The following is a 13,673-nucleotide window of genomic DNA, read 5'->3' as shown; positions in this document are numbered from 1 at the left end:
GCCTGGCTCTACTGCCCCCGGGTGATGACGACCCGATACACCTCCCCGGGCACCCGGTAGCGCAGAATATCGCTTTCCCGGGCCAGGCAGGTGCCGTGTTGGGGGTTGAGGCGGCACCAGCGCACCTGCTGGTCCACGCTGGGCGGCACGCTGAAGCGGGTCAGATAGTTGTCGCCGCCGCGCAGGGCGATGAACAGCTGGTTGGCCTGCCAGCCGCAGCGGGGGTCGTTGAACAGGTCCAGGGCCACCTGGAACACCAGGCTCTGGCCCTGGCGCTCCGGCGTCACCCGGGTGCCGGCCTGGGTCACCGGGCATTCCGGTTTGCCGGCCCGGTAGACCACCTCCACCCGCACCTGCTCCGGTGGCAGCGGCGGATCGATGCGCAGTTGATAGACACGCAGGTCCCGGGGCGCCGGGTTGGGGCTGGGCTGATAATCGCCGGCCGGGGCGGTCACGCAGCCGCCCAGGGCGAGGGCGGCGGGCAGAACACCGGCGAGCAGGGCGCGGGATCCCATGGGCATCTCCTGTGGGCTGTCAATCGTCGTTGTCGCCGTTCTCGAAGCGCGCCGAGAAGGCTTCCACGAAGGCATTGCGCAGGATACCGAAAAGCGCCGCCCAGGTACCGGTTTCGCTTTGCTCCACCTGGCCGCGGATCGGCACCCGGGTGGCGAACTGGTCCTGGCGCTGGTTCTTGAACAGGGTCTGCACGGCGCCGGCCAGGGCTTCCCACAGGCCGCCCAGCACCGAGCCGTCGGGGCCGGCCACGTCCTGTTGCCAGTCGAACACGTCCAGGTTCTTGAGCAGCGGCTTCACATAGCCGTCCAGCTGCCCGTCCCGGGCGCTCAGTTCCATCACCAGGTCGCCGTGGCCGGACTGCACATCCAGATTGGCGTAGGCGCGGCTGAAGTCGTTCAGGCGGGTCAGGTCCACATCGGTGACGCGCAATTGAAAGTCGAAGTCGCGCAGGTCACTGAACGGGTCGAAGGCGGCGGAGGTTTCCAGGGGCGCCTCACCCAGTACCCTGGCCCGTCCTTCCAGGGTGGCCACCCGGGTGCCCTGGCTGTCGCGGGTGTTGGTCAGATTGGTGACCCGGGCGTTCAGGTCGGTGGCCTCGAGGTTCACCGGGGGGGCCGAATGGTCGTTGCGGAACACCAGGCGGCCGTTTTGCACCCGGACTTCGTTGAGGGTGATCGGCACCAGTTGCTGCAGCCGCGCGCGCCAGTCGGTGCCGGCGCCGGTCTGATCGGCACCGTTGTCACCGCCGTCCACGAAGGTCACGGTGGGCCGCTCGAACAGCACCCGCGCCACCAGGGCGTGGTCTTCCCACAGGGCCCGCCAGCTCACCGCCAGATCGATGGCCGGGGCGTCCAGCAGCGGTTGCGGCACGGCGCCGTCCACCCGCGCGATGGTAAAGCCCTCCAGCCGGTAGGCGCCGCGCCACCAGGCCAGGTCCACGTCCTCGATATGGCCCCGGTAATCGCCCATTTCGGCCATCTGCTTATTGAGGTAATCGCGCACCAGCCAGGGCAGCGCCAGGTGCAGCACCAGCAGCAGCGTAACCAGGGTAAGCAGAACGGTGAGGGCGATACGGCGACGTCGTGTCATGGGCAATGCCTGTCCTTGCGCAATGGAGTCTTCAGAGTGCCGATACCGGTACCGGCGGTCCGTGAACCGCGCCGCGCTCTCGGGTTATCATCGCGGGCCCGCCCGATGACCCGCATAAGGATCCGTCATGAGCGAAGCCCGAGCGCGCCCGTTGCGCGACGAATTCGGATATCTGTGCCCGGTGGACAGCCGCTGGGCGGACAACGACGTCTACGGCCACATCAACAATGTGGTGTATTACAGCTATTTCGACTCCACCATCAACCGTTATCTGATCGATCACGGCGGCCTGGATATCCACGACGGTGAGGTGATCGCCTACGTGGTCAGCTCCGGCTGCGATTATTTCGAGGCCGCCGCCTATCCGGACGCGCTCGCCGTGGGGATGCGGGTGGACAAGCTGGGCAACAGCTCGGTGCGCTACGGGCTGGCGTTATTCGGCGAGGAGGGCGCCGCCAAGGCGCTGGGGTTCGTGGTGCATGTGTTCGTGGACCGCGCCAGTGGCCGGCCGGTGCCGATTCCGGAACCCCTGCGAGAGGCGCTGGCGGCGCTGACCCGGGAAAGCGACGGCTAGCGCTGCCGCCACTCGCTGGGGCTGACGCCGAAGGCCGCCTTGAAGGCGCGGCTGAAGGTGGCGCTGTCGGTGAAGCCGTAGTCCAGGGCGATGTCCAGAATGCTGCGCTGGGCGTTGTCCGGCGCCGCCAGGGCCTCGCGGATGGCGTCCAGCCGCACCCGGCGGATAAAGCGGCCCGGGGTGAGCTGGTGCTCCTCGAACAGCCGGTACAGGGCGCGTCGGGACACGTGCAGGGCGCCGGCCAGTTCATCCGGGCTGAGCTCCGGATCGTCGATGTGCGCCAGCACATGGCGGTGCGCCACATCCAGGCTGATGGCACCGCCGGCGCGCTCCGGGGCGGAAGCGCCGTGCAGCAGCGCGGACAACATCATCTGCACCGCCTGGAACACCGGGCTGGCGCTGCCGTGGCCGTCCGGCTGGTCCATCAGGGCCATCACCGCGGCCAGGGCGGCGCGGGCGGTGGTGCGGTCGTTGAGCGTGTGCGCGCAGACCCGCTGGCTGAGTCGCTCCCAGCCGGGAATCGCCTCGTAGGGCAGCATCAGCACGGCCAGTTGGGCGTGGTCCTGCATGGCCAGCTGATAGGGGCGGGCGGTGTCGCAGATGGTGACGTCGCCGGTATTGAGCAGGGTTTCCCGGCCATCCTGTTCCACGGCGGTGCGGCCGTTCTGCTGCCACATCACCTTGAGCAGACCTTCCTCGGCGCGGCGCGCGCCCAGGCCGGTGCGGCGCACCCGACAGGAGTCGGAGCGGATCACCGCCACCGCCCGGTGGTCGAAGTTGCACAGCTGCACGTCGGCGCGAAAGTCCTGCTGCTTGCTGGCGCTCATTTCCAGCCAGGGGAAATTGCAGTTGACGAAGTTCTGCCAGGGTCGGAAGCCTTCGATCACCTGATGGCTGGCCGATGGAACCGGGTTGAGACTGCGTATTGCCTGCACGGCGCTCTCCACTTAGGGCCATGGACACACCCTTCGGGGTGCACCGGAATGGTCACCACAGGGTCGGTCATTCGAGTGGCTTGCACGATACGTGCCTGTCACGAAGCGGCCCGGGCCGGCCCGTTATTATTCGACTGATCCCGAATATAACAGATTGATGGCATCGGACAACAAAGGCGCCGGGCGACCCGGCACGCAGCGTCAACAACTTTGCACCCGCTGCCATGCGGGCGCGGTGGGCGGCGGCGGACAATGCCAGGATCAGAAAAACCGACATCCTGGAGGCATTCCGTGACAGCTCAGCGAGGACACTTTATTGCCGGACGCGACGTTCCGGCTTCCGACGGCGGCATCATGAAAGTGGTCAGCCCGGCCAACGAAACGTTGCTGGCCGAGGTGGCGCGCGGCACCACCGGCGACGTGGACGCGGCGGTGGCCGCCGCCCGCGCCCAACTGGACGGGGGCGACTGGAGCGCCCTCTCCGGGGACCAGCGCGGCCAGCTGATCAACCGGCTGGCCGACCTGGTGGAGCGCGACGCCGATATCCTGGCCGACCTGGACGCCTCCTGCATCGGTCGCCCGGGCATGGAGCCGCGCCTGCTGGATCTGCCCAACACCATCGCCACCCTGCGCACCTGCGCCGGTTGGGCCGACAAGATCGAGGGCCGCACCATCCCCACGCCGGGTTACATGGGTACCCCGACCCTGTCCTACACGGTGCGCGAGCCGGTGGGTGTGGTGGGCGCCATCACTCCCTGGAACACACCGCTGATGATCACCAGCTGGAAGCTCGGCCCACTGCTGGCGGCGGGTTGCACGGTGGTGATCAAGCCCTCCGAGGAAACGCCCCTGTCCGCCCTGCATCTGGTCAAACTGTGCCAGGAGGCCGGCTTCCCGGACGGCGTGGTGAACGTGGTCACCGGCGAAGGCGCGGTGGTGGGCGAGGCGCTGTGCGTGCACCCGGACGTGGACAAGATTTCCTTCACCGGCAGCCCGGAAGTGGGCGCGCGCATCCAGACCACCGCCGGCGCGCGCTTCAAGCGCGTGGCCCTGGAGCTGGGCGGCAAGAGCCCGCAGATCGTGTTCGAGGACGCCGACCTGGACGCCGCCGTGCAGGGCTGCGCCATGGGCATCTTCTTCAACAGCGGCCAGGTGTGCGCCGCCGGCAGCCGCATTCTGGTGCACAACAGCCGCCTGGCGGATTTCGCCGAGCGTCTGGCGGCGGTGGCCGAGGGCATCCAGGTGGGCGACCCCTCCGCCGGCGAGGTGCAGATGGGCGCGCTGGCCAGCGCCGATCAGAAGGCCAAGGTGGAGGACTACATCCGTCGCGGCGTCCAGGAAGGCGCCAAACTGCTCAGCGGCGGTGAGATGCCCACCGACAAAGGCTGCTACGTGCGGCCCACGGTGTTCGTCGGCGGCAACCACCTGAGCATCGCCCGGGACGAGATCTTCGGCCCGGTGGCCACGGTGATCGGCTTCGACGACGAGGCGGACGCCATCCGCATCGCCAACGATACCCGCTACGGCCTGGCCGCCACCCTGTGGACCGGCGACGTGGGCCGCGCCCACCGGGTGGCCCGGGCGGTGCGCGCCGGCGCCATCGGCATCAACGGCTGGGCGCCCATCGACGCCCACCTGCCCTGGGGCGGCATGAAGTCCAGCGGCATCGGCCGTGAGGGCGGCCTCAGCGGCGTCCTCGCCTACACCGAGGAGAAGGTGATCACGGTCGTTACCGGTTGATCCGACGTTCCTCCGCTAAAAAGCCCGGCTCAGGCCGGGTTTTTTTATGCCGATAGGCGGGGGCGGGGCTGGCCCCCATAAAAAACCCCGGCCGGAGCCGGGGTGGCACAACGCTACAAGGTGCGAGCAGCGTTAAAAACCGAAGGCAACGATCAGCTGCGTGTAGAGATTGTCGTCGTCGCCGCCGAGCTGGGTGCCGCCTTCGGCGGCGGAGGCGTCCGGCTGGTACAGGCCGACCAGCGGGATGATCGCCAGGTTGGCGGTAACGCCCCATTCCGCGTACAGGTCGAACTCGCGGGCATCCAGGTTGCCGCCGGCGTCCTGGTCCAGGGTGGCGAAGTCGTAGGCGAGCAGGCCGATGGACAGGTTCTCCCGGGGCGTGGCGCGCAGGGCGATGTTGTGCACCTTGGTGTTGGTGTTGAACGGCCCGGAATAGTTGGCCGCCACTTCGCCCTGGAACCAGGTGCCCAGGCTGCGGCCGTTGCCGTAGAACAGCGGATCAAAGCCCTCCGAGAAGCGGCTGTAGCGATAATTGACGCTGGGCTGCCAGGGGGCGTCGGCGAAGGTCCAGCCGGCTTCCAGGTACCAGGCGTCCTCGTCGCCCTGGTCCTGGTCCTGCCAGGCGTATTCGCCGGACAGGAACAGGTTGTCCACGCCGGCGTCGCCCTGGTAGCGCAGGCTCCAGGTTTCCTCGCCGTCCCGTTGCGGATAAAGGAAGGCCAGGTCCCGTTCCACGTCGTCCACCTTGATGTAGGTGAGGCCGAAGGTGCCGGTGTCGCCCACGTGTTCCAGGTTGCCCACCTTCATGGCGGCTTCCGCCTGGGCCGGGTTGTCCGACTCGATCCACATGGCGTCGCCGCGCCAGCCGCTGTCGCCGCCCAGGCTCAGCACGGCGGTTTTGTCGAACGCCTGGCGGGCGGCCAGATAGTAGGCGCCGCCCCGGTTCAGGTCGCCGCCGGCGATGCCGTTGCCGAAGTTGAGGGCGTCGCCGGAGATCAGGAAGCCGTCGCCGATCTTGATGGCCTGACGGCCGGCGGAGAACGCCAGGCCGTTTTCGCCCAGGGCCGGGAACAGGTCGCCGGAGCGCCAGCCCAGATAAGCGTCCTCGATGTCGGTTTCGCGCTCGCTGCCGTCGCTGAAGCCGGCGGCGTCGCCGTCGTCCCAGGTGCCGCTGCTGAGCGCGTTGACGGCGCCGAACAGCTGGCCGGCGCCGAGCTGCTGCTCCAGGGCGAAACCGTACTTCAAGTAGCCTTCCTGCCAGCTCGAGGAGCCCTCGCTTTTGCTGCCGGCGGTGGCGTAGTTTTCCTGGCTGTGGAAGACGCCGCCGACGCCTTCGATGGTCAGGTCCAGGCGGGTCTGGTCGTTGGCCACCAGTTCCAGCGCCTGGCTGTGGGCCCCCAGGGCGGTCAGTGAACAGGCAAGCAGGGCCCGTTTCACGGCTTTTGAGTAAGCAGTGATCATGGTTGTGTCTCCATTCGGGTGAAGCCCGCGCCGGCGGCGCGGGCGGCGGGATCAGCTCATCGGCTGTCTCCGTTGTTGTGGTTGTCGTGGGGCATGCCGTCGTGGATGGCGATGCCCTGGTCGCGCATGCGCTGGATCAGCCGGGCGCGGGTGTCGGGCAGGTTGTGCAGCCGGGTGGCGCGGATGCGCGCCACTTCGTCGCCGGTGTAGGGCGCCGCGTCCTCCGGCGTGCTGGCGCCGGCCATGCCGTCACGGGCCAGGATCCAGTTGAGCAGCTCGGCGAGCTGATCGTTGTTGAGCGCCGCCTGGGCCACGCCGGGCACCCGCACCAGAAATTCCCGGCCATCCTCCACGCGCAGGAAATTGCCGACGAAGCCGGTCATACGAGGCACGTCGTTGCGCGGCGCCCCCTGGCCCTCGGGCAGGTGGCAGCCGGCGCATTGCAGCTGGTAGTTCACCGCCGGGCTGTAACCGGCCCGGGACAACGGAATCTGCGGTTGCTCGTTGCCCGGGGCCGGTGTTTGCGACGGGTCCGGCATGGCCCGGGCGTGGACGCCCGGGGCCGTGACGGTGGCCGCCAGCAGAACGGTGAACAGCAGGCCGCGTCGCATGCTTCTCAACCGGCCTTGGCCACGCCGCGGATCACGGCGACGGTGCAGTTGTAGACGTTGGCGTCGGCGCCCAGACACCAGTTGATGTCGTTGTTGTTGAACGGCCGGTACATGGGTTCCTCGCTGTCGTTGCGGGTACAGGCGCACTGGGCGCAGCTGTGCTTACCGCAGCAATCGTTGTAGGAAATGATGTAGTCGATGCCGTCCGCCGGATTACGGCAGGTGCCCACCCAGGTGACCTCGGAGCCCTGGGTGCCCGGCGGGCAGCTGTTCACGGTGCCGCCGCAGCAGCTGCAAAGAAAGCCGTCCACCGAGCAGTAGCGCCAGTAGTCGCAGCTGGTCGGGTCACCGGGGTCGCCGGCTTGCGGCGATTCGGCGGCCAATGCCTTGGCGGTGCGGTCCACCGGCAACAGTACCGGCATGGCGGCGCCGGCCACCAGGAAGGAACCGAGCCGGCCCAGAAAGCGCCGCCGGGAGGTGGTGCTGGCCACGTGGCGCGTGGAGCGCTCGAAGAATTGATCGAGGAATTTCATGGTCAGGCGCTCCCTTTTTCGGTGGGCGTGTGAATGTGCGGGGCCTGGCCACGGAGATAGTCCTGCAGGGTGGCGGCGCCCAGGAATTCGGTTTCGAACAGGCTGTCCAGATGTTCCCGGGAGTTCACCAGGCCCTTGGCCTTGAGGGTGCCCTCACGGTCGATCAGCACCGCGTAGGGCAGCTTGCCGATCTGGTAGGTCATGCCCACCTGCGGGTCCAGCACATAGTGGGAACGGTCCAGTTTGAAGTCGGCGATGATCTTGTCCTGCTCGGCCATGTCGCCGTCGCTGACGTAGATCACCTCCAGGTCGTCCCGGGAACGCTCGATGGCGCGCACCGCCGGCAGCAGGGATTTACAGATCGGGCAGGTGGGCGACAGGAAGAACAGCATCTGCGCCCGCTCGCCGGAGTAGCCCACGTTCACCGGGCGGCCCTGGCGGTCCTCGGCGGTCAGTTTCGGCGCCGGCTGATTCACCGCCACGCCCTTGTCCACCATCAGTGCCCCGGCCGGGGCGATGCGCGCGTGCAGCACGCCGATCTGGCGGATCAGGCCCACCACCACCAGGGCCATGGCGATCAGCAGGCACCAGAGAAGTACATTGGAAACGATCAAGGCTTGCATGGGATTCACCTCAGTTCTATTTGTTCATCGTCCGGACAGACCGAGCAGACGCGGCTGGTTGGCCAGCCACACCTCGATCGCCGCGTACAGCAAAACGGTCACCGCCGTGGCGGCCAGTACCACGAAGCCGTCGAACACGCCCAGCGCGCGTGGCGCGGCGGGGGCGGCGGCGGCCAGGGCCAGGCCGGCCAGCAGCAGGTTGCGCAGCAGCAGCCGTGGATGCAGCGGCTGGGGGGCGCCGGGGCCGGCGCAGCCGCAGTCCAGATCACGGCGGCCCCGGCTCAGGTTGATGCCGATGGCGGCGGCGTACAGGCCCACCAGGGCCAGCGCCGCCAGGGCCGCCGGGCCGCGCGTGGCGGGCCACAGCAGCGCCAGCGCCAGGGCGCCTTCCAGCAGCGGCAGGGCGCGCGCCGCCGGGCCGTGCAGGGCGCTGGGCAGCAGCCGGTACTCCGCCACCTGGCGGCGGAACCAGGCCGGCGCGCGCAGCTTGTGGCTGGCGGCGCTGGCCAGGATCACCGCCAGGGAGACGGCGCCGGCGGCGGTCAGAATCGGGTCCAGGCTCATAACGCCTCCTAGTGGTTGATAACCAGGGTCGGGGTCTTGCTGACGCCGTCCATGGTGTCCACGTACTCGCCCTTGGTCAGGTCAAAGATGTCCAGGCCACCTTCCACGTTGGTGCCCAGCAGCAGGGGCTTGTCGTCGGAGGTGGCGTTGAGGCTCCACACCAGGCTCGGGGTCTCCATGGTGCCCACCTTCTTGTGGGTCTTGAGGTCGAACACCCAGATGGTCTGGCTCGGGTCTTCCCATTTGTGCGGGGCGTGGTCCGGATGCATCAGCACGTACAGCCGGTTCAGCGCCGGCGACACCGCCATCAGCTGCCAGCCGCCCGGCGCCCAGCCGTCCTGGCGTTCCTGCTCGGTGGTGAGCCACCACGCGGGCAGCTTTTTCGGCTTCTTGCCGGACAGGTCGACGCCGCGTACCTGGCCTTCGGTGGTCACGAAGTAGTAGGTGTCGCCGTCACCGGCGGCCCGCTCCACCAGCTTTTCCTTTTCCGGGTCGAAGAAGGGCGTGGCGTTGCGGTCCACTTCCTGGCCGTTGTCGTCCAGGGTGATCATCTGCAGCTTGCCGTCGCCGCACAGCGACGCGAAGCGGCGCTTGCCCACCGGGTAGTTGAGGATGCAGCCGGGAATGGCCAGCTCGTTGACCACCTTCTGTTTGTTCGTGTCCACCACGGTCACCGAGGTGGCCGGCGTGAAGTTGTAGATGTACACGAAGCGGTCATCGGCGCTGGTGCTGAGGCCGTAGCGCTCGGTCAGCGTGGAGGCGCGCTTGGAGGGGATCTTCACCTCCCACCTCGGCGACAGGCTGGAGGTGTCCCAGGCGGTGATCACATCGGTGCGTTCGCCGCGCACGTAGCGTTCGAAGAAGATGTCCGCGGTGTACACGGTCTTCTGATCGTGGGAGAGCACCGCCGGCGCCGCGCCGCCGGTGCTGAGCATGCCCAGCACCTTGCGCTGGTCCGGGTCCACCACCACCACCCGGGTGGCCACCATGTTGTTGAATTCAAAGTCGACGATGTAGCTGCGGTGCGGGTCCGGCGGGAACGGCAGGGTGGTGTTCTGCCCGAGCTTTTCCACCGGCAGTTGCGCTTGGGCGGTGGCGCTCACGGCCGCCGCCGCCAACAGCAAGCCCGTGCACAGGGGTCGTGAAAGTCGCATAGCTGCTCCGGTTGTAAGTGTGGTTATGGGCCGAGTGTGTGCCTCGCCGCCCCGGGTTGCATGGTTCTGAGTGCCAACCGCTTGTTATTTCTTGCCAGGGATGGACCGCCGGGACCGGCTGGCACTGACGGTCAACAACTTTGCACTGGCTGCCGGGCCGGGAACGGGCGGCATCGCCGAGAATGCCCTGAGCCCTCCCTCAACGGGCCGGATAGCACAACAACAATAGCGAGGACCGACATGACCACGACCCTTCACGCCGGCGCCCGGGCGCTGGCCGTTGCCTGCCTGCTGCACGCCTGCACCTTCTCCGAACAGGCCCCGTCCACGGCGCCCGCCGGCGCGGCCCTGGACGCCAGCCGGCTCAATGCCGCCGCCGGCGAGCCCGGTAACTGGATGACCCATGGCGGCACCTACGCGGAGCAGCGTTTCAGCCGCCTCGACCGGATCAACCAGGGCAACGTGGACCGGCTCGGTCTGGCCTGGACCTACAAACTGGACATCGACCGGGCGGTGGAGGCCACCCCCATCGTGGTGGATGGCGTGATGTACACCACCGGCCCCTTCAGCATTGTCTACGCCCTGGACGCGCGCAACGGCGAACTGCTCTGGAAGTACGACCCCGGGGTGGCCAAAACCCGCGCCCGGGACGGCTGTTGCGGCCCGGTGAATCGGGGCGTGGCGGTGTGGAAAGGCAAGGTGTTCGTCGGTGCCTACGACGGCCGGCTGATCGCCCTGGACGCGGCCAGCGGCAAGCCGGTATGGAGCGTGGACACGCTGATCGACGCCAACCGCAGCTACACCATCACCGGCGCCCCCCGGGTGGTGAAGGGCAAGGTGCTGATCGGCAATGGCGGCGCCGAGTTCGGCGTGCGCGGCTACATCACCGCCTACGACGCGGACGACGGTGAGCAGGCCTGGCGCTTTTTCACCGTGCCCGGCAATCCGGCCCTGCCGCCGGAGAACGAGGCCATGGCCCGGGCCCGCGACACCTGGTTCGGCGACCAGTATTGGAAGCTGGGCGGCGGCGGCACGGTGTGGGATTCCATGGCCTACGACCCGGAGCTGGACCTGCTCTATATCGGCACCGGCAACGGCAGCCTGTGGAACCGCCAGGCCCGGTCGGCGGGCAAGGGCGACAACCTGTATCTGAGCTCCATCGTGGCGCTGCGTCCGGACACCGGGGAGTACGTCTGGCACTACCAGACCACCCCCGGTGATCAATGGGACTTCACCGCCACCCAGACCATCACCCTGGCCGACCTGGAGATCGACGGTGAAACCCGCCAGGTGCTGATGCAGGCGCCCAAGAACGGTTTCTTCTACGTGCTCGACCGGCGTACCGGCGAATTGCTTTCCGCCGAACCCTATGCCCCGGTGAACTGGGCGGACGGCGTCGACCCGGACAGCGGCCGGCCGCGCATCAATCAGGAGGTGGCGGACTGGAGCCAGGGGCCGCGGGTACTGGTGCCCGGGCCCCTGGGCGCGCACAACTGGATGCCCATGGCGTTCAGCCCGGACACCAGCCTGGCCTATATTCCGGTGCAAGAAGCGCCGGCTCTGCTGGTGCCCGATAACGAGGCCACCTTCAAGGGCCGGGGTCGCTTCCAGGTGGGCAGCCAGCCGGTGGAACTGCCGGAGGACCCGGCCGCCCTGGCGAAGACCGTGGCCGCCTACAAGGGCCGGCTGGTGGCCTGGGACCCGGTGGCGCAAAAGGAAGTGTGGCGTCAGCCGTTCCCCAGCATCTGGAACGGCGGTGCCCTGGCCACCGCCGGCGGCCTGGTGTTCCAGGGCAACGTGAACGGCAAGGTGGCGGCCTATGCGGCGGACGACGGTGAACCGCTGTGGGAGGCGCCGGCCAACACCGGCGTGGTGGCCGGCCCGGTGACCTACGAAGTGGACGGCGAGCAGTACGTGACCTTCATGGCCGGCTGGGGCGGTGCCTTCCCGCTGGCGTTCGGCGGGCTGGCCTCCAACGCCAAGGTGGCGCCGGAAGCGCGCATTCTCACCTACAAACTGGACGGCACCGGGACGCTGCCCGCGCCCCGTCGCGTGGCCCGGTCCCTGCCGGACACGCTACCGGCGCTGACCGCCGATGCGGGCACCCTGGACCAGGGGCGCGACCTGTACAACGACAACTGCGGCATCTGCCACGGCTTCAGTGCTCTGGGCGGCGGGGTGATTCCGGATCTGCGCTATCTGGATGAGCAGGGTCACCAGGCGTTTCCCGCCATCGTCGCCGGCCTGTACGCGGACAAGGGCATGCCGTCCTTCGCTGGTGACCTGAGCCTGGAGCAGATCGAGGCGATCCACCAATACCTGATCAAACGCACCGGCGACCTGCGGCGCGAGCTGCAAAGCGCCCGCTGAGCGCGGCCCGCCGGGAGCGGCCCACGGTCAGCGCGGCTGCCAGTGGGCCGCCGGGCGGGCCAGGCGGCGGGCCGCGTAGGCCGCCGGGTCGGCGGCGCCGTCACCGTCGGAGAAGTACAGCTCGGCGACGAAATAGAACTCCTGGCCGAACGGAATGCGGTCCAGGGCGAAGCCCACATTGGGCCGCTGCCCGGGGAAGCGTTCCGGTTCGTCGTCCAGGGCCGGGTCGTCCTGATAGATAAAGCGGGCGCCGGTGTCGAAGCCCTCGGCGAAATACAGCCGCGCCAGCAGATCGAAACCGTCGCCGGTGCCGAACCACAGCCAGTTGTCGGTGGGCACCGGGGTGTCGACCATGGCCTGTTCGGTGTCGTCCAGACGGCCGTCCACACGGGCCTCCCGGTCGCCGGTCCAGCTGGTGCGCAGGCGCGCGCCGGTCAGGTTGTTGCCGTCCACGGTAACCCGGGCGCCGGGTTCGCGCAGCACGGTGGCGGCGAAGCCGGGCAGGGTCAGGCGGCTGTGCACCGCCACCGCCCGGTCGCGGACCAGGAAATAGTTGTGCAGCTTGAGCACCGGCAGGCCGGCCACCCGCACCCGGGTGGTCACATAGGCGCGGGTGGCCAGGGGGCCGTCCACCACCTTGCGGATTTCCGGGTCCAGGTTTTCGTTGGTCAGGGTGAGCCGGGCGCCGGCGCTGAACACCCCGGCGCTGAGGCGCAGCTTGAGGCTGTCCAGCAGGTTCAGCGGCTGGCCGTCCGGGCCGGTGCGGCCGGTGTAGAAGAAATCCCCCCAGCGGAACAGGTTGTCGTCCTCGAACGCCAGCTGGAAGGCCGGGGTGCGCAGGGCCAGCGGCTCCCGGCGCAGGCGCTCCGGGGCGGGGCGGGGCGGCGGCCGCCGGGCCAGGGCGTAGAGGCTGCGGGCGTGTTCGCCGGTGCCCACGGTGAGCACCCCGAGTACTTCGTCGGGCAGTGGCGACGGGGCGGACCGGGTGGTGTCCGGCAGGTCCACCAGCAGATGGTCCTCGGCGGCGATGCGGTCGGCGGGCTGGGAGCGCTCGGCGTCGCCGTCCTCCTCGAACCAGGGCGCCCGGCCCTGGGTCCAGGGCAGCCACTGGTGGGTCAGGCTGACGAAGTCGCCGTCCCGGTAGACGGCCAGATCCACGCTGGCCGGGTCGCGGCCGGCCAGTCCGGCGATGGCCGGGCCCTTCAGTTCGACGATGGCCGCCGTGGCCGGGGCGCCGAGCAGCGCCAACGCAAGCAGTGTGAACACACGAAAGTGGGTAAGCATAGGGCCTCCCTGGCACCGGTTGATCCGTTACCGGACAGGCTGAGGGCAATGTCGGGGAAAGTCGCTGGCCGACCAGCGGGTGGCCGGTGGCCGCAGAGTCGTTGGCGAGGTATCGGTCTCCAGCGGGGCCGCGGGCCTGGGTGGCGCCCTTCCGGGAACGCCGTGAACCCGTCCCTGGGGGCTCCCTTTCGAACGTCCTGTTCTCAAGGGTCCCGGAAG

13 protein-coding genes are annotated in these 13,673 nt (G+C 68.7%); 3 read left to right on the top strand and 10 right to left on the bottom strand.

Going from position 1 to position 13,673, the window contains the following annotated elements; translation table 11 throughout:
• Window positions 1-8: 8 nt before the first annotated feature.
• Entirely contained in the window at window positions 9-515 is a 507-nt protein-coding gene (locus ACLD0W_RS17315; protein ID WP_410308701.1) for a hypothetical protein, read from the bottom strand.
• 19 nt (window positions 516-534) lie between these two features.
• The gene (locus ACLD0W_RS17310) at window positions 535-1,605 is read right to left on the bottom strand and encodes a DUF748 domain-containing protein (protein WP_410308700.1); all 1,071 of its coding nucleotides are present in this window, start codon (window positions 1,603-1,605) and stop codon (window positions 535-537) included.
• 127 nt (window positions 1,606-1,732) lie between these two features.
• Here ACLD0W_RS17310 and ACLD0W_RS17305 point away from each other — a divergent pair, with 127 nt between their 5' ends.
• On the top strand, window positions 1,733-2,179 hold the full coding sequence (locus ACLD0W_RS17305) for an acyl-CoA thioesterase (protein ID WP_410308699.1): 447 nt from the start codon (window positions 1,733-1,735) through the stop codon (window positions 2,177-2,179).
• On the opposite strand, the gene ACLD0W_RS17300 is transcribed toward ACLD0W_RS17305, so the two are convergent.
• Window positions 2,176-3,114 carry a helix-turn-helix domain-containing protein gene (locus ACLD0W_RS17300; RefSeq protein WP_410308698.1) on the bottom strand — a complete coding sequence of 313 codons (939 nt, stop codon included), beginning with the start codon at window positions 3,112-3,114 and terminating at the stop codon, window positions 2,176-2,178. The two genes, ACLD0W_RS17305 and ACLD0W_RS17300, sit on opposite strands and share 4 nt — an antisense overlap.
• 354 nt (window positions 3,115-3,468) lie before the next feature.
• On the opposite strand from ACLD0W_RS17300, the gene ACLD0W_RS17295 reads away from it, so the two are divergent.
• Window positions 3,469-4,854 carry an aldehyde dehydrogenase family protein gene (locus ACLD0W_RS17295; RefSeq protein WP_410308697.1) on the top strand — a complete coding sequence of 462 codons (1,386 nt, stop codon included), beginning with the start codon at window positions 3,469-3,471 and terminating at the stop codon, window positions 4,852-4,854.
• 132 nt (window positions 4,855-4,986) lie between these two features.
• Here ACLD0W_RS17295 and ACLD0W_RS17290 read toward each other — a convergent pair whose 3' ends face one another.
• From ACLD0W_RS17290 to ACLD0W_RS17265, 6 genes are read right to left on the bottom strand one after another with little or no spacing between them, the layout of a single operon-like run.
• The gene (locus ACLD0W_RS17290) at window positions 4,987-6,315 is read right to left on the bottom strand and encodes a hypothetical protein (RefSeq protein WP_410308696.1); all 1,329 of its coding nucleotides are present in this window, start codon (window positions 6,313-6,315) and stop codon (window positions 4,987-4,989) included.
• Window positions 6,316-6,371: 56 nt separating this feature from the next.
• Window positions 6,372-6,926 carry a cytochrome C gene (locus ACLD0W_RS17285; protein WP_410308695.1) on the bottom strand — a complete coding sequence of 185 codons (555 nt, stop codon included), beginning with the start codon at window positions 6,924-6,926 and terminating at the stop codon, window positions 6,372-6,374.
• Between the two features lie 5 nt (window positions 6,927-6,931).
• Window positions 6,932-7,459: a methylamine dehydrogenase light chain gene (locus ACLD0W_RS17280; protein WP_228233999.1), complete on the bottom strand. Its 528-nt coding sequence runs from the start codon at window positions 7,457-7,459 to the stop codon at window positions 6,932-6,934.
• 2 nt (window positions 7,460-7,461) lie between these two features.
• A complete protein-coding gene (gene mauD / locus ACLD0W_RS17275; protein WP_410308694.1) occupies window positions 7,462-8,082 on the bottom strand; it encodes a methylamine dehydrogenase accessory protein MauD in 621 nt (206 codons plus the stop codon).
• Between the two features lie 24 nt (window positions 8,083-8,106).
• Window positions 8,107-8,646 carry a MauE/DoxX family redox-associated membrane protein gene (locus ACLD0W_RS17270; protein ID WP_410308693.1) on the bottom strand — a complete coding sequence of 180 codons (540 nt, stop codon included), beginning with the start codon at window positions 8,644-8,646 and terminating at the stop codon, window positions 8,107-8,109.
• Window positions 8,647-8,654: 8 nt separating this feature from the next.
• Window positions 8,655-9,800, bottom strand: a complete 1,146-nt coding sequence (locus ACLD0W_RS17265; protein ID WP_410308692.1) for an amine dehydrogenase large subunit — start codon at window positions 9,798-9,800, stop codon at window positions 8,655-8,657.
• Window positions 9,801-10,040: 240 nt separating this feature from the next.
• Between ACLD0W_RS17265 and ACLD0W_RS17260 the strand changes: the two genes are divergently transcribed.
• The gene (locus ACLD0W_RS17260; protein WP_410308691.1) at window positions 10,041-12,170 is read left to right on the top strand and encodes a PQQ-dependent dehydrogenase, methanol/ethanol family; all 2,130 of its coding nucleotides are present in this window, start codon (window positions 10,041-10,043) and stop codon (window positions 12,168-12,170) included.
• A 27-nt stretch (window positions 12,171-12,197) separates the two neighbouring features.
• Here ACLD0W_RS17260 and ACLD0W_RS17255 read toward each other — a convergent pair whose 3' ends face one another.
• Complete coding sequence (locus ACLD0W_RS17255; protein WP_410308690.1) at window positions 12,198-13,454, bottom strand: hypothetical protein; 1,257 nt, start codon at window positions 13,452-13,454, stop codon at window positions 12,198-12,200.
• Window positions 13,455-13,673: the final 219 nt, after the last annotated feature.

The organism is Alloalcanivorax sp. C16-1 (assembly GCF_046507805.1).
In the GTDB taxonomy this organism is placed as follows: Bacteria; Pseudomonadota; Gammaproteobacteria; order Pseudomonadales; family Alcanivoracaceae; genus Alloalcanivorax.
This window is presented reverse-complemented; position numbering and strand designations above follow the sequence as displayed.

What these genes read in the sequence shown, in the direction of transcription:
- ACLD0W_RS17315 (WP_410308701.1), bottom strand. Translation starts at nt 515, where the DNA reads ATGGGATCCCGCGCCCTGCTCGCCGGTGTTCTGCCCGCCGCCCTCGCC.
- ACLD0W_RS17310 (WP_410308700.1), bottom strand. Translation starts at nt 1,605, where the DNA reads ATGACACGACGTCGCCGTATCGCCCTCACCGTTCTGCTTACCCTGGTT.
- ACLD0W_RS17305 (WP_410308699.1), top strand. Translation starts at nt 1,733, where the DNA reads ATGAGCGAAGCCCGAGCGCGCCCGTTGCGCGACGAATTCGGATATCTG.
- ACLD0W_RS17295 (WP_410308697.1), top strand. Translation starts at nt 3,469, where the DNA reads ATGAAAGTGGTCAGCCCGGCCAACGAAACGTTGCTGGCCGAGGTGGCG.
- ACLD0W_RS17290 (WP_410308696.1), bottom strand. Translation starts at nt 6,315, where the DNA reads ATGATCACTGCTTACTCAAAAGCCGTGAAACGGGCCCTGCTTGCCTGT.
- ACLD0W_RS17285 (WP_410308695.1), bottom strand. Translation starts at nt 6,926, where the DNA reads ATGCGACGCGGCCTGCTGTTCACCGTTCTGCTGGCGGCCACCGTCACG.
- ACLD0W_RS17280 (WP_228233999.1), bottom strand. Translation starts at nt 7,459, where the DNA reads ATGAAATTCCTCGATCAATTCTTCGAGCGCTCCACGCGCCACGTGGCC.
- mauD (WP_410308694.1), bottom strand. Translation starts at nt 8,082, where the DNA reads ATGCAAGCCTTGATCGTTTCCAATGTACTTCTCTGGTGCCTGCTGATC.
- ACLD0W_RS17270 (WP_410308693.1), bottom strand. Translation starts at nt 8,646, where the DNA reads ATGAGCCTGGACCCGATTCTGACCGCCGCCGGCGCCGTCTCCCTGGCG.
- ACLD0W_RS17265 (WP_410308692.1), bottom strand. Translation starts at nt 9,800, where the DNA reads ATGCGACTTTCACGACCCCTGTGCACGGGCTTGCTGTTGGCGGCGGCG.
- ACLD0W_RS17260 (WP_410308691.1), top strand. Translation starts at nt 10,041, where the DNA reads ATGACCACGACCCTTCACGCCGGCGCCCGGGCGCTGGCCGTTGCCTGC.
- ACLD0W_RS17255 (WP_410308690.1), bottom strand. Translation starts at nt 13,454, where the DNA reads ATGCTTACCCACTTTCGTGTGTTCACACTGCTTGCGTTGGCGCTGCTC.